A 14707-nucleotide genomic window follows, 5' to 3' on the forward strand; every position below is an offset into this window, starting at 1 on the left:
ATATATTATTTTCAAGTTAATGTCGGATCTTTTTTGGTCCGGCATTTTTGTATCCTATCAGGGGAAACAACATTTCATATTTTCAATTTTAACTTTGTGTCAAATCATCAACATAAAGTCAATTTCACTTACAATCATCTTTCAAAAACAAATTTTCATAATATAATTTTTCTTAAAAAACAGTTAAAAGCATAGACAAGGTAATATGAAAAACCTTCATAAAAGCCCTTTAAATAAGGGTTTTTGGAGTTTGGCAAGCATTTTGCAAAATAAATCAAGTCTGATTGAAAAATCAGGTGAAAAGTAAAATAGTAAAATTAAAAAATAAAATTATGAAGAAGTTATTTCTAGGGTTGGCAGTTGCTGCTGGCATGATGACGTTTGCTCAAGAAACAAAAACAGTAAGCACAGAGCCAATCAAAAAAGAAACACAACCTATCAGATTCGGTATTAAAGCGGGTGGAAACTCATCTTATTTCAGTGAGCAGAAACTAAGCCTTAACAACCAGAAAATCGGATTTCATGCGGGGGTTTTAGTTAATATTCCACTTTCTCAGAAATTCAGCTTACAGCCGGAAGTTTTATACAACCAGTTAGGAGCGAAAAGTGTAATCTCTTCCACTGATGTAACTGTTGGTGATACTAATATTAAAACGAAAAGCGATTACAAAACTACCATGAACTATATTTCAGTTCCTTTAATGGTACAGATGAGACCTACAGAGAAATTTTATGTAGAAGCAGGTCCTGAATTCAGCTATTTCATTAACGGGAAAAATTCCGGAAACAGTACTATTTCTACAACTACAGGAGGAGTTACAACCACTCAGTCTGTATCTAACTCTGAAGACATTAATAAAGATAATGTTAACAAGTTTAACTTAGGTCTCGGTTTAGGTCTTGGATATGATATTACTCAAAATATTGGGATCAACGCAAGATATATCAACAGTCTTACGGATATGAGAAACCAAAAGCCTGAGGGTACTGAGCCATTGAACCACAGAGCGTTTCAGTTAGGCTTGAATTATAAATTCTAATAGAGGACAATCAATTATTTAACCTATAGTAAAGTCTGGACTTAAAAATTTTAAGTCCGGACTTTCGTTTTTACTGACGTAGAAAGTGATTTTAGAATAATGAATCTTATACCAATTGTCAACGGCACCCAAAACTCTCTGACTCTCAAACCCGTACCCGCGTAACTCAAATTATTAGAATATTCGTGGATCATCGCTGATCACTCCATCTACTCCCATGTCTTTTAATTCTTTTAGCCTTTCTTTGGTATTGACAGTCCATGGTATAACTTTCATACCCAACGCATGGCATTCCTGTACAAGCTCTGAAGTAACAAGTGTGTGATCAGGACTGTAAATGGTTGGGGTAAAACTCAGAAATTTCATATCTCCTGATACACCATTCAGATGATCAGGATACTGCCTGAATTTCTCTGCAGGGATATTTTTGAAATGAGCCTGCTGTTGTGCCAACTTTTTATCATCAACTTTTTCCACCAGCAAAGCAGTCATGATCTTAGGGTATTCCTTATGAATGATTTCCAATGTTCTGGGGTCAAACGACTGAATGATTACCCGGTCCTGAATTCCTTTTTTTAGAATAATGCTCATCATCAGATCTACAAATTCTTTTGGTTTAGGATGAAATATATGGTCAGAAAAAGGACGTGTTTTTGTTTCTATATTATAAAAAGGTAAAGGTCTTTTCAATTCACGGGAGTAAGCCTCACATGCATCTATTACTTCTGAAAAGAGAGGCTTTTGGGCCTTTATTTTCTTTTGATCAGGATAGTTATCAAGTTTCTTTAAGCCTACGTCAAATGTTTGAATTTTAGCATAAGGCATATCATAAATTTTATAGTAAAAACCTGAATCTTTGGGAATATAAGTTCCATCGGGCTTTGTTACTAATTCGGGAGAAAGAAAAGCGTCATGGGAAAGGATTACTTTTTTGTCCTTTGTAATAGCAAGATCCATTTCCAGCGTTGTGATGTTCATTTTCAGAGCATTCTTCATAGCCGGAACTGTATTTTCGGGATATAAGGACTTTCCTCCGCGGTGTGCCTGCTTATCGAAAGACTGAGAGGAATACAAATGGGCAAATACCAGAAAAATACCTGTTAAGAATACGTTTTTCATATGAAGTTTTAATAGCATAAAATTAAAACTTGCTTTTATATTGTATGATACAGGAATATTAAACTTTTGATACATTTATAAAAACAAAAAGAGCCAGATATAAAAATCTGGCTCTTTCATTTATTTCAAATGGATAGAATATTAATTAAACAATTCTACCTCCTCTCCTTTTCCTACCGGATATTCTTCTGTAAAACATCCGAAACAGTGGTTGGAAGATCCTAAAATCTCTTTCAGGCTGTCTGTACTTAAAAATTCCAGAGAGTCTACTCCCAGGTAATCTCTAAGCTCTTCGGTAGTCATGTTGGCAGAAATCAGATCATCTTTCGAAGGGGTATCTATTCCTAAGTAGCATGGGGCAATAATAGGTGGAGAAACACTTCTGAAATGGATCTCTTTTACTCCTGCATCTTTCAGAATTTTTACTAATCTTTTGGAAGTGGTACCTCTTACAATAGAATCATCTATGATCACAACTCTTTTGCCTTTGATCTCAGAAATGATAGGATTAAGCTTAAGGTTCACTACTCTTTCTCTCATTTCCTGTGTAGGAACAATGAAACTTCTTCCAATGTATCTGTTTTTAATCAGAACCGGACGGAAAGGTATTCCTGAGGCCTTGGAGAAACCAATAGCAGCCGGAACTCCTGAATCGGGAACTCCAATTACTACATCAGCTTCTACAGGGGCCTGTTCCCAGATCTTTTCACCGGATTTCTCCCTGATCTCGTATACATTGATATTTTCTAAAGTAGAGTCAGGTCTTGCGAAATAGATATATTCAAAAGAACAGATCCTTTGCTTGCCTCTTGCTTCATTGACCATGTAAGAATTAAGCTTACCCGGTTCGTTTTCATTCGTATAAATGATTTCACCAGGTAAAATATCACGTACATACTGGGCACCTACGGCATCCAATGCAACAGATTCGGAAGCTACAACGTAAGTTTTTTCGTCAACAGCTCCTAAAACCAACGGACGGATTCCGTTGAAATCCCTGAAAGCAAAGAATTTATTTCTTGTCATTCCCACTACGGAATACGCGCCTTCAATTTTCTCCATGGTCGCCTTAATGGCTCCGCGAAGTCCTAAATCAAGATTTTTTTGAATTAATCTTAAAATAACCTCAGAATCGGAAGTAGCTCTGAAAACTACGCCTTCAGCTTCCAATTCATTTTTTAATTCTCTCGCATTGGTAAGGTTACCGTTATGCGCTATAGAAAGAATAATCTGGTCATATTCGTTTTTCGCGAAAAATGGCTGGAAATTATACTTCTTTTTGTCACCTGCAGTCGTATAACGAGTGTGTCCGATTGCAGAATTTCCCATAAAAGCTTCAGGATCCTGGATCTCTTTATAAACATCCAAAACCAAACCTTCATCTTTCATATTGGTAATTTTTCCGTCTTTTAAAACAGAAATACCACACGCCTCCTGACCTCTGTGCTGTAAAGCAAAAAGCCCGAACTGCGAAAGAGAAAATGTATCAAGATCATTATCAGAATACATTCCGAAGATTCCGCACTCCTCATTCGGAGCATCCAATCTTTCTTCTTCCTGCGTTCTGAAAAGATTTCTTCCGTAGGTTTGAGTCTCAAATTGTTTTAAATATTCACTTTTATGAATGTCTAAACTTTTCATTTCTATTTTTTCTAATCTAGATTTTATTTTGATAGATTTTAATTAGATGAAAATTAAATATTATGTTAAATACAAAAACTTAACATCTAATTTTTATCTAAAATCTTATTTCTGAAGAAGAGTTTTAAGACGATTGTAGATTTCTACATAAGCCTCGGTAACTTCTCCTAAATCTCTTCTGAATCTGTCTTTATCCAGCTTTTTCATGGTGTCTTTGTCCCAAAGTCTGCAAGTGTCAGGAGATATTTCGTCTGCCAGGATGATTTCACCGTCAGAAGTTTTTCCTAATTCAATTTTGAAATCGACCAGGATAATATTCATTTTGTCGAAAAGATCGATCAGGATTTCGTTGATATCAGAAGTAAGCTCATACATCTCATCAAGCTCTTCATAGGTTGCAGCACCTAAGAAAACGGCGTGGTGATCGTTGATAAGCGGATCTCCCAATTCGTCTTTTTTGTAGCAGATATCGAAAATGGTAACCGGAGATTTAATTCCTTCTTCCACTCCTAATCTTTGAGCCATGCTTCCTGCAGAGTAGTTTCTTACTACCATTTCCAAAGGAATGATTGATACTTTTCTTACCAATTGTTCTCTCTCGTTCAATTGTTTAATGAAATGAGTCTTAATCCCTTTTTCATTTAAATATTCAAAAATCAAAGTTGTGATGGCGTTGTTCATTTCACCTTTCAAATCAACAGATCCTCTTTTTTGAGCATTAAATGCTGTAGCATCGTCTTTAAAACGTACTACTACTTGATCAGGATTATCGGTAGCAAATACTTGTTTTGCCTTACCTTCGTACAACATTTCTTTCTTTTCCATTTCTAAATTCGTATTAGTTAGATTTATTTTATATTACTTAATTAAAATTCCTGTTAAAACAGCCAGTCCAAAACTCAGCAATGTGCCAATAAGCACATATTCCGTCAGTTTTCTCTGCTTAGCTTGTGCCAGATCACTGAATCTGAAAACTGATTTGGCAGCAACCATAAAACCCACGCCTTCCCAATGATTCACCATAATAAAGGTGAAAACCAGGAGACGTTCCAAAATTCCTATATATTTTCCTGCACTCGACAGAGATTCGGTTTGTATACTGCTTTGTGTTTCCGGGGCCGGAGTCCAGGAAGACAATGCTATCTTAATAAAAATTGAAGCCGGTGTTGTAAGGAACAATACAGCCAACAATATTTTCAAAAATTGCTGATTCTGCAGAAAATCAAAACTGAATTCTTTGAAATAAAATGAGATCCCAGCAATGACAAGAATATGCAGCAGCTGATCTATGAAGAACCATCTTTTCTTGTTCTTTACAGTCTGGAAGATCAGTTTTGAGGCATCAATAATAAAATGGGTAATCCCGACAAGCAATGAAATCCACCACAGATCTGTATTCCAGAGAAAAACAAAGCTTAAAACGGTATGGATCAGAACATGAAGATACAAATATGGGCTTTTCAGCTTACGGCGTTCCTTATCTGCAACCCAGGAATTTGGCTGAAGAATAAAATCTCCGAGTAGATGTGCCAATATGAGTTTAGTAAAAATCATGCTTACAGTTCTGAGATTTTCTTTCTAAAATATTGATTAGTTTCTACGATAAGGTCGTAGTTGGCGCGCTTCAGTCTCTGGCTTACCGAGGACTGTGAAATAGCAAATTTTCTGGCGAGATCTTCCTGTGTGATATCCTGGTTCATGATCATTTCGTGAATGATCTCAGCCGTGGCTACCGTCCAGCTGTCGAAATCTTTTGAAGACCATTTCAGAAGGATATTCAGATCCCTGTCTACAGCTTCGTTTGAAGTTTTTATAGAAACGGTGTGCCCGTCACTTTTAAGGTCGTTGAGCAGTCTTCCGGAATGTACATAGGCCGTTCCGTTGGATTCGGTGATTTTTTCAGAGGAAAAATTCTCTTCACCGATGCCTATTGCAATTCTTACATCTAAATTTTCCTGACTTCTTATGAGGGACTTAATGGCTAGAAAACGCCAAAATACTTCATCAATACTGCACTTGAACTGAAATTCATCTCCTCTGTAGATTTCCCATGCGAGCGGTGAGCTTCCCCAGTTTTCCAGGAGATTCTTGAGTCTGGTGATCCAAACTTCTGTGTCTGCATGCTGTGAATTTATAATATCACCGGTTATGACCGCTATCATTATGCAAATATAAGCATAATTACTTATAAATAAAAAATATAAGCAGAAACACTTATAGATATTGATTATTAGTGAATCTGCTTATATCAATGATGCTTTAAATAATAACTCCATCAGTATATTTTATGAGATTGCTTCGCTCCGCTCGCAATGACATTTACTTGTTATTTTTTGATAAACTGATACGTTTTATCATCAAGTTTTAAGAGATATAATCCTGTTGAAAGATTCTGTATGGAAATATTTTTCTTATTTCTGAACGGATCATTTTCTGTATAAATTACTTTCCCCGAAAGATCCAATACCTGAGCTGTTTTTATATTCTGAGTTTCTCCGCTTACAAAAAGATCATCATGAACAGGATTCGGATATATTTTAAACTCTTTGTTGGAAGTAATCAGATCGGTTGCAGATAAGGTTCCACCTAAATTCTGACAATAATTTGCGGGATAGGAATCCCACTCACCTACAGTGAAAGTAGTTGTTGGCTGGCTTACCGTGGCTTTTCTGTAAAGAGAAACATCTCCGTATGAATTACTTACAAACTTGCTTCCTATAGCATCAACTGTTGCTGACTTATAGGCCAGCTCTAGATATTGGGTTCCTGCAAAAGTCAAAGCGTCACCTGCTGTAAGAAAGCGTGCATCATTATTGGTGTAACATGATAATGCAGATTTGGGATTCAGAATGACGAAATTTTCGTTATTAGGTATTTTTCCTTCAAGTTCAAAACTGTTACCAAAATAATAAGAATCACTTACACTATTGTAATATTGTACTTTTATGCTGTAATTGTTTAAATCTACTTCATGGCCCGTCTTATTTACAATTTCTAAAGCTTTGTTGTTACCCGTCCCTTCAATATATTTAACGATGAAAAGATCCTTTGAATTTGTATCTGCAGCTGATGTGGATACAGTAACTGCATTACTGTCAGGAGACTGCAAGTAGCCCTGATCATATGCTTTTACCGTAAATGAGTAAGAGGTAGAAGGTGTCAGATGATCAATAACTATTGATGTAGATTTTGTGGTGGTTAATAAAACGCCATTCTGATAAATATTATATCCGATAACATCTGAGCTTGTACTTGGTGACCATGTTAAATGAGTGAAATAAGCTCCGGATTGAATGGAATTTAAATTTAAAGGAGCCTGTGGCGCCAAAGCATCAGGTGTCTGCACCCAAATAGAATTTACCCATTGAGGGTTATCAATAAAAGGGTTTCTGTTTTTCTGAATGGTATAAATGGCATTATTTCGGTCTGTTTCCCTTTGAGATACAGGATCCTGAAGGTGCCATTGAAGAAGCATCGAAATATAGGCAGGATCAAAAGCCCGTTCTGCAGTTCCATCCAGGGGAGATCGGTCTATCGCAGGATTAATATTGGTTGAGTAATTAAATGAAGGCAGTTTACCTTCATATCTTACAGCAAAATAGAGCAGCATCCTAGCAACATCTCCTTTGAACTCATCCACAGGCTCATACACTCTATTCGTATAAATATAACCGGGAATAGCACTATTGGCAATTTTGGATGAGTTGGTAAATGTATAATGAACCGTGGAATTCCCGACACCATAAGGGTAATTATTTCTAAGCTGATTGATTCTTGCATCCGTAGGGATCACAAAATGTAAATCAGAATACATAGGATAATCACTGTTAAAAGTACTTTGCGGAACTACATGTTCTCTGTTATATCCCAATCCTTCAGCACCTGAAGTACTTATTAAGCTGGCTGATGTATATTCATAAGAATCAGGACCGGAAGGGATCTCTGAATAAATATCCAATAAAATAGTAGTATTGGCTGGTCCATGATCATAATATTTATCCAGATCTGTCTGATTATATAGATTGGGTAAATCACCATAATGCCAGTTGACATTTTTTTCAGAAATAATATCGTGCAGCTTAGATTTCAGTGCATAGCCTGTAAGCCCTACTGTTCCGTCATAATAACCGGCAGGAGCCTGGGCAACAGCAAATGATGAAATTAAAATGACAGGTAGTAAAAGTTTTTTCATTCTTAAAAATTGGGTGACTAAAATAGTAAATTAAAACACTTGAAGTTCTGAATTTTTTATTAAAAAATCATTAATTATCAAAATATAAAAAATTGATTATTAAAATATTGCGTATATAGCCCTATGAGCTAAATAATTATTTTTGGCTTTCCGTCAATTTAATTATCTTTGGGAACTAACTATTTTATCTATATGAACACAGAGACTATTGACAACATTAAAATGATAGCAGAAACAGCAAGAGAATTTGCTGAGAAAAATATCAGACCGAATATTATGGAATGGGACGAGAGCCAAACGTTTCCAAAAGACTTATTTCACCAGTTAGGAGAAATGGGATTTATGGGAATTGTAGTTCCTGAGCAGTACGGAGGTTCCGGTTTAGGCTATCATGAATATGTTACTATTCTGGATGAAATCTCTCAGGTAGACCCATCAATTGGTCTTTCTGTGGCAGCACACAATTCACTTTGCACCAATCACATCTATGAGTTTGGAAATGAAGAGCAGAGAAATAAGTGGCTTCCGCAGCTTGCTTCAGGAAAAGTGATCGGAGCATGGGGATTAACAGAGCACAATACAGGTTCTGATTCAGGAGGTATGTCTACTACTGCTGTAAAAGACGGTGATGAGTGGATCATCAACGGAGCGAAAAACTTTATTACTCATGCTATTTCAGGAGATATTGCCGTAGTAATGACAAGAACAGGTGAAATAGGTGCTAAAAATAACTCTACAGCTTTCGTTCTGGAAAAAGGAATGCCTGGTTTTACTTCAGGAAAGAAAGAAAACAAACTGGGAATGCGTGCTTCTGAGACCGCTGAACTTATTTTTGATAATGTTCGTGTACCGGATTCACACCGTTTGGGAGAAGTAGGAGAAGGATTCAAACAGGCTATGAAAATTCTGGACGGGGGTAGAATTTCTATTGCAGCATTAAGTTTAGGAACTGCAAGAGGAGCTTATAAAGCGGCTTTAAAATATGCTAAAGAAAGACATCAGTTCGGAAAAGCAATCGCTGAATTCCAGGCTATCAACTTTATGCTGGCAGATATGGCTACTGAAATTGATGCTGCTGAACTTTTGATTCAGAGAGCTTCAACATTGAAAAATGCTAAGCAGAAGATGACCAAAGAGGGAGCAATGGCAAAACTGTATGCTTCTGAAGCTTGTGTAAGAATTTCCAACAATGCTGTTCAGATTTTCGGAGGTTATGGATATACAAAAGACTTCCCTGCTGAGAAATTCTACAGAGATTCTAAATTATGTACTATCGGTGAAGGTACATCAGAGATCCAGAGACTGGTAATAGGAAGAGACATTACAAAATAATTTAAATACACTCACAAATGATCAAACAAGCCCTCCTAGGTGAATTTCTGCATGAAGCAGAAAGCACAAGAAATCTTTTAAAAGCAATTCCTGATAGTGCTTTAAACTGGAAGCCATCTGAAAAAAACTGGACTACCGGACAATTAGCTTCTCATATTGCAGAAGTGTATAACTGGTATGATTCTACCTTTAATCTTGATGTTTTTGATATGGGAACTTATCAATATGACAAAGGTGATATTTCTAAAGCCGAGAATATTTTAGCAAAATTTGAAGAAAATGTTGCTAAAGCTCAGAAAGTTTTAGAAAATTCAGATGAAGGAAACTATTTTAACGAATGGAAAATGGAAATGGGTGGAAATGCACTTTTTCCTCCTATGCCAAAAATTCAGGTGATCCGTTCTTTTTTATACAATCACTTATATCATCACAGAGGTGAGCTGATTGTTTATCTGAGAGCAACAGGAAATACCGTTCCTGGTTTATACGGACCGACTGCTGACGACCAGATGTAAATTTAGACTTATATTAAGATAAGTAAATAGCATACGTATTTTGCGTATGCTATTTACTTTTTTTGAGATAATATATTTTCAATGTATTGCATAATAAATTAGATGTATATTCTAAATTTTTCTTAAATATTTTTGTTTTTCGTAAATTATTTTTTATTAGCTTTGATATTCCACAATCTAAATGAATAATTTATGAAAAAACAACTATCCATGATTGGAATGCTTCTTATTACGGGCATTTCTTTCGCGCAGACTGATCGTCTCTGGAGTGAAGGTTCAAAAAAAGCACCTTCAGAAATTTTTGAAAACAAAACCTCAATTAACAATCCGAAAATCTATAGTCTAGATTTTGAAGGATTAAAAAACGCTCTCAACAGAGCTCCAAAAAGGCTTGCCCCGGGAGAAAAATCAGAAATTATCATTTCTTTTCCTAATTCTGAAGGAAAGATGGAGAATTTTAAAGTAAGAGAAAATTCAAATTTTGACCCTCAGTTAGCCGCGAAATATCCGGATATTAAATCTTATGTAGGTGAAGGCCTGACGGATTCTAATTCAACAGTTTATTTCAGTATTTCCTCACTTGGTCTTTCTTCTATGGAGATTTATGGTGACAAATCTGCAGTTTTTATTGAACCCTACGCCAAAGATCTTTCGTCTTATGTCGTATACAGAAAATCGGACAAAAAAGACGATCTCAATAAATTTGAATGTACAGTTATCGACGTAGCCCAAAAAGGAGTATCCAATAATACCCAGACTGCCAGACCGAATGCAGATGATGCCAAGCTGAGAACATTCAGGTTAGCTCTTTCCACTACAGGAGAATATACAACGTATTTTGGAGGTACTAAAGCAAATGCTCTTGCTGCCATTAACAATACAATGACCCGTGTAAATGGTGTTTTTGAAAAAGATTTTGCAGCAAGAATGGTTCTGATCGCCAACAATGACGCTGTCATTTACACCAATGCTTCTACAGACCCTTATTCTGCAGCTTCAGGAATGAGCAACTGGAATTCACAGCTTCAAAGCACACTGACTTCAGTGATCGGGGAAGCCAATTATGACATCGGGCATTTATTCGGAGCTTCCGGAGGTGGCGGAAACGCTGGGTGTATTGGATGTGTCTGTACAAACGGTTCAAAAGGAAGCGGATATACTTCACCGGCAGACGCTATTCCTTCAGGAGATAATTTTGATATCGACTATGTTGCCCATGAAATGGGACATCAATTTGGAGGAAACCATACCTTCTCTATGAATAATGAAGGAACCGGTGCTAATATGGAACCGGGCTCAGGATCAACCATTATGGGGTATGCAGGGATTACTGCTCAGGATATCCAACCTCATTCCGATGCATTTTTCCATGCGATAAGCATTCAGCAGATCACCAATAATATCAAAGCTAAAACATGTCCGGTAAGCACTTCTACAGGAAATGCCATTCCTACAGCGAATGCCGGCCTTGATTATACCATTCCGAAAGGAACACCGTTTATGCTTACGGGAACAGGAACTGATGCTAACGGAGATTCATTAACTTACATTTGGGAACAGATGGATAATGCATCATCATCCCAAACCGGAGCAAGCTCTGCAGCAAGTGCTACCAAAGCATCAGGTCCTACTTTCAGATCATGGACCCCTACCACTTCTCCAACAAGATATTTCCCAAGAATGGCATCCATCTTAACAGGAGGCACTACTACTGCAGGTTCAGAAATTACAGTGGAAGCACTGTCCAATGTAGCAAGATCTTTAAATTTCAGATTTACCGTTCGTGATAACAGAGCCGGAGGTTCAGGAAATAATTCTGATGATGCCCTGATTACTGTAAATGCAACAGCAGGACCTTTCAGTGTTTCATCACAAAATTCAGCTACTACCTATTCAGGAGGAAGCTCACAAACCGTAACATGGAATGTGGCGGGAACAACAGCCAATAATGTAAATGCAGCGAATGTAGATATCCTTTGGTCAACAGACAGCGGAAATACATGGACTACCCTTCTTGCCGGAACTCCAAATGATGGAACGCAGGCTGTAACTATTCCAAATTCGTCTACGACAACGGGAAGAATTATGGTAAAAGGATCCAACCATATTTTCTTTGATGTAAATAATGCAAATATCACTGTAAATGCAGGTTCAGGAGGCACAGATACGGTAGCTCCTACGGCTCCTACCCTTGCAGCTTCCGGAACTACATCTACTACGACTAATCTTTCCTGGAGCGGCGCTACGGATAATGTGGCGGTTACAGGTTACGATGTTTATCAAGGGGCTTCATTGATCGGTTCCACAGCATCTACAACCTATACGGTAACAAGTTTAACACCTGCGACAACATACAGCTTTAGTGTTAAATCTAAAGATGCAGCAGGAAATGTATCGCCTTCAAGTAATACAGTAAGTGTTACTACCCTTTCAGGAGGTACAGTAACTTACTGCTCATCTTCTGCAAGCAATACAGCGGATGAAAGAATCGGAAATGTGAAATTCGGAACTATTAACAATACTTCAACAGGAACAGCAGGTTATGAAAACTTCACTTCAGTTTCCACCAATGTAACAAGAGGAAGCGCTTACACTATCTCAATAACTCCAACATGGACTTCAACTGTTTACAGCGAAGCTTATGCTGTATATATTGATTACAACGGTGATGGTGACTTTACGGACAGCGGAGAATTAGCTTGGTCTAAAGCGGGTTCTACCACTACTCCTGTAACAGGAAGTATTACTATCCCTGCAACTGCAACTGTTGGTGCTACAAGAATGAGAGTCATGATGAAGTATAGTTCTATACCTACTTCTTCATGTGAAGCTTATACTTATGGTCAGGTTGAAGATTATACCCTGAATATCGTTTCTTCAGGAAGAGGAGAGCTTACTGATACCAAAGATCTGATCACTGATATCAAGTTATATCCAAACCCTGCAAGAGATATATTACATATTTCAAACACGACATCAGAAGATTATAAAATCTTCGATATGGGTGGAAAACTAATCAATTCAGGAAAATTGGAAAGAGGTAGTGTAAATGTAAGCGGACTTATCAAAGGCGCTTATATGATCCAGGTTGGAGAAGCTGCCAAGAGATTCATTAAAAATTAATAACCATTAAGTAAACACTTTGGAAGACTGCCTTCGGGCAGTCTTTTTTTATGCCAGATGATTTTAAAAATTTCCACGGAAATTTACAATGCAAATTAAACTTCAAAAACAACGCATAAGTATTTAAAATTTACTTATAATTATTTATTTAAATAAAATTCATTAAAATTTAAAAATTTTAATTTAAATTTATCATTCAAATTTCTTTGTACCGTTACTCGATCAGGCTAGATACATTCTGATATTGGTCTTTCAATTCATAGCATATAAGCCTCTCATTCTAATTTTTATTTCTCAAAATGATCCTGCAATGATAAATTGTTGAAGTAAGCTTATTTCATAAAACCAATATTTTAAATTAAAGAACAGCTTTAAAAAAATAACTATAAAAACTTTTACCATGAAACATTTATTTAAGTACATCTTTTTATTGACAACTGTATTATTTTCAGTTGCCTGTAGTTCGGACAATGAAGAAACTGATCACCCTACGGGAGTCGTTACCCATGTGTTCTATAAAAACGCAGATGAATTCGCTTTAACCTACGATCCGGCCGGAACTGTAAGCCAGGCCATCAGAAATCAGGCATTTGATTTGTATAAACTGGGGAAATGGAGTGAGTTAGAAGCATTATTCAACGCTAATAATCTTAATGGTGGCTGGCCTCCTGCAAACGGCGGGTACAATATCGTTGATGATGTTCCGTTTCAGGCAGGGCAAAAATTCGACAGGTATAGCGGCGCTATTGGCAGCTATGACGGAACAGGCGTTCCTACTTTAGGAGGAAGCTTTACAAGCCCGATCATCAATGGATATGTGTATACTTTCTCACAAAGAGCTTTAAATCAGCCTGAAAATAAATATGATTTCTACTATGAAATAGATGTCCTGAATAATTTACTACCTTTCAAGTCTCAAACGGCTGATGTCATTCCTTGGTTTAACCAGATTGGCGGAGGAAAACAGACGATGTGGAAAATCCCGATTGATGTTACAACAGGCTATCAGAAAACATGGAATAAGCTGGCACAGGAAGGCTATGTAAAGATTACCATCAAGAAAAGTCCGAGCGGAAAATATAACAATCAGGTCGGCACAGTGATTCAGCAATAAATAAACTCAGATGTATTCAATATCAAAAAAAATAAAACTTATCAGGCAGGCGGCTATTGCAAAAAATCATTTCAGCAATGATGAAACAGTTCCGGCTGCTGAAACAAAATTCACATGTTGTGATTGTGGTCAGGAAAATTCAATTGAAATATTTCCTTATAAATCCGGATTCCCGATTTTTGAGATTTACAATGAAAATAAAGTTTTATCCAGGAACGAATTATTAGAAAACAAAATCGTTACTGAAACTTCCCGTAGAATATTATATCTTGGAGAGTTAACGGTAAGTGATTTACCTACCCTATATTTTGGAACAGACTGCAGATTTTGTCAATCAAAATATATCTGCGTATTCAGTTACGGGGAATGGCAGCCGGGATTAACACTTTTAAACATTTCCTGTATCTGGAAATATGAAGAACTGGAATAGCTGTTATATTCTTAAACCATTAAGAAAAGTTAAGAAAAATCAAGAGGATTTTTCAAGTAAATCCTTAAAACGGCGAAGCTCATCTTAATATCCTTAAAAGCTTAATCATCCTTAATGGTTTAGAATTAAAGGTTCAAAAATTTTCATTAATACATTTCAAAATTAAAAATATAATCCACAGTTTAAACTGTGGATTGTTAG

At 36.6% G+C, this 14707-nt stretch carries 12 protein-coding genes; 6 read left to right on the forward strand and 6 right to left on the reverse strand.

Annotation, left to right across the window (positions count from 1 at the left end; all coding sequences use genetic code 11):
• The first annotated feature begins 332 nt into the window (after positions 1-332).
• Positions 333-1040 (forward strand): porin family protein, encoded by a 708-nt coding sequence (locus LC418_RS13565; RefSeq protein ID WP_111953607.1) that lies wholly within the window; start codon positions 333-335, stop codon positions 1038-1040.
• Between the two features lie 174 nt (positions 1041-1214).
• On the opposite strand, the gene LC418_RS13570 is transcribed toward LC418_RS13565, so the two are convergent.
• The 6 genes from LC418_RS13570 to LC418_RS13595 all read right to left on the reverse strand — a co-directional run bounded on the left by LC418_RS13570 (position 1215) and on the right by LC418_RS13595 (position 7992).
• Positions 1215-2159: a glycerophosphodiester phosphodiesterase family protein gene (locus LC418_RS13570; protein ID WP_223559522.1), complete on the reverse strand. Its 945-nt coding sequence runs from the start codon at positions 2157-2159 to the stop codon at positions 1215-1217.
• A 141-nt stretch (positions 2160-2300) separates the two neighbouring features.
• Complete coding sequence (gene purF, locus LC418_RS13575) at positions 2301-3800, reverse strand: amidophosphoribosyltransferase (RefSeq protein ID WP_111953326.1); 1500 nt, start codon at positions 3798-3800, stop codon at positions 2301-2303.
• Positions 3801-3905: 105 nt separating this feature from the next.
• On the reverse strand, positions 3906-4625 hold the full coding sequence (gene purC / locus LC418_RS13580) for a phosphoribosylaminoimidazolesuccinocarboxamide synthase (RefSeq protein ID WP_223559523.1): 720 nt from the start codon (positions 4623-4625) through the stop codon (positions 3906-3908).
• Between the two features lie 33 nt (positions 4626-4658).
• Positions 4659-5354, reverse strand: a complete 696-nt coding sequence (locus LC418_RS13585; RefSeq protein WP_223559524.1) for a DUF3307 domain-containing protein — start codon at positions 5352-5354, stop codon at positions 4659-4661.
• Positions 5355-5356: 2 nt separating this feature from the next.
• Positions 5357-5962, reverse strand: coding sequence for a SatD family protein (locus tag LC418_RS13590; protein ID WP_111953320.1), 606 nt, complete (start codon positions 5960-5962; stop codon positions 5357-5359).
• Positions 5963-6126: 164 nt separating this feature from the next.
• Positions 6127-7992: an endonuclease gene (locus LC418_RS13595; RefSeq protein WP_223559525.1), complete on the reverse strand. Its 1866-nt coding sequence runs from the start codon at positions 7990-7992 to the stop codon at positions 6127-6129.
• A 192-nt stretch (positions 7993-8184) separates the two neighbouring features.
• On the opposite strand from LC418_RS13595, the gene LC418_RS13600 reads away from it, so the two are divergent.
• The 5 genes from LC418_RS13600 (at position 8185) to LC418_RS13620 (ending at position 14506) form a co-directional block, all read left to right on the forward strand.
• Positions 8185-9324 carry an acyl-CoA dehydrogenase family protein gene (locus LC418_RS13600; RefSeq protein ID WP_111953316.1) on the forward strand — a complete coding sequence of 380 codons (1140 nt, stop codon included), beginning with the start codon at positions 8185-8187 and terminating at the stop codon, positions 9322-9324.
• Positions 9325-9341: 17 nt separating this feature from the next.
• Positions 9342-9839: a DinB family protein gene (locus LC418_RS13605; RefSeq protein WP_111953314.1), complete on the forward strand. Its 498-nt coding sequence runs from the start codon at positions 9342-9344 to the stop codon at positions 9837-9839.
• 192 nt (positions 9840-10031) lie between these two features.
• A complete protein-coding gene (locus LC418_RS13610) occupies positions 10032-12962 on the forward strand; it encodes a reprolysin-like metallopeptidase (protein WP_223559526.1) in 2931 nt (976 codons plus the stop codon).
• Positions 12963-13362: 400 nt separating this feature from the next.
• The gene (locus LC418_RS13615) at positions 13363-14076 is read left to right on the forward strand and encodes a glycohydrolase toxin TNT-related protein (RefSeq protein ID WP_223559527.1); all 714 of its coding nucleotides are present in this window, start codon (positions 13363-13365) and stop codon (positions 14074-14076) included.
• Positions 14077-14086: 10 nt separating this feature from the next.
• Positions 14087-14506 carry a hypothetical protein gene (locus tag LC418_RS13620; protein WP_223559528.1) on the forward strand — a complete coding sequence of 140 codons (420 nt, stop codon included), beginning with the start codon at positions 14087-14089 and terminating at the stop codon, positions 14504-14506.
• Positions 14507-14707 lie beyond the last annotated feature (201 nt).

Source organism: Chryseobacterium lathyri, assembly GCF_019970085.1.
In the GTDB taxonomy this organism is placed as follows: Bacteria; Bacteroidota; Bacteroidia; order Flavobacteriales; family Weeksellaceae; genus Chryseobacterium; species Chryseobacterium lathyri.

What these genes read in the sequence shown, in the direction of transcription:
- LC418_RS13565 (WP_111953607.1), top strand. Translation starts at nt 333, where the DNA reads ATGAAGAAGTTATTTCTAGGGTTGGCAGTTGCTGCTGGCATGATGACG.
- LC418_RS13570 (WP_223559522.1), bottom strand. Translation starts at nt 2,159, where the DNA reads ATGAAAAACGTATTCTTAACAGGTATTTTTCTGGTATTTGCCCATTTG.
- purF (WP_111953326.1), bottom strand. Translation starts at nt 3,800, where the DNA reads ATGAAAAGTTTAGACATTCATAAAAGTGAATATTTAAAACAATTTGAG.
- purC (WP_223559523.1), bottom strand. Translation starts at nt 4,625, where the DNA reads ATGGAAAAGAAAGAAATGTTGTACGAAGGTAAGGCAAAACAAGTATTT.
- LC418_RS13585 (WP_223559524.1), bottom strand. Translation starts at nt 5,354, where the DNA reads ATGATTTTTACTAAACTCATATTGGCACATCTACTCGGAGATTTTATT.
- LC418_RS13590 (WP_111953320.1), bottom strand. Translation starts at nt 5,962, where the DNA reads ATGATAGCGGTCATAACCGGTGATATTATAAATTCACAGCATGCAGAC.
- LC418_RS13595 (WP_223559525.1), bottom strand. Translation starts at nt 7,992, where the DNA reads ATGAAAAAACTTTTACTACCTGTCATTTTAATTTCATCATTTGCTGTT.
- LC418_RS13600 (WP_111953316.1), top strand. Translation starts at nt 8,185, where the DNA reads ATGAACACAGAGACTATTGACAACATTAAAATGATAGCAGAAACAGCA.
- LC418_RS13605 (WP_111953314.1), top strand. Translation starts at nt 9,342, where the DNA reads ATGATCAAACAAGCCCTCCTAGGTGAATTTCTGCATGAAGCAGAAAGC.
- LC418_RS13610 (WP_223559526.1), top strand. Translation starts at nt 10,032, where the DNA reads ATGAAAAAACAACTATCCATGATTGGAATGCTTCTTATTACGGGCATT.
- LC418_RS13615 (WP_223559527.1), top strand. Translation starts at nt 13,363, where the DNA reads ATGAAACATTTATTTAAGTACATCTTTTTATTGACAACTGTATTATTT.
- LC418_RS13620 (WP_223559528.1), top strand. Translation starts at nt 14,087, where the DNA reads ATGTATTCAATATCAAAAAAAATAAAACTTATCAGGCAGGCGGCTATT.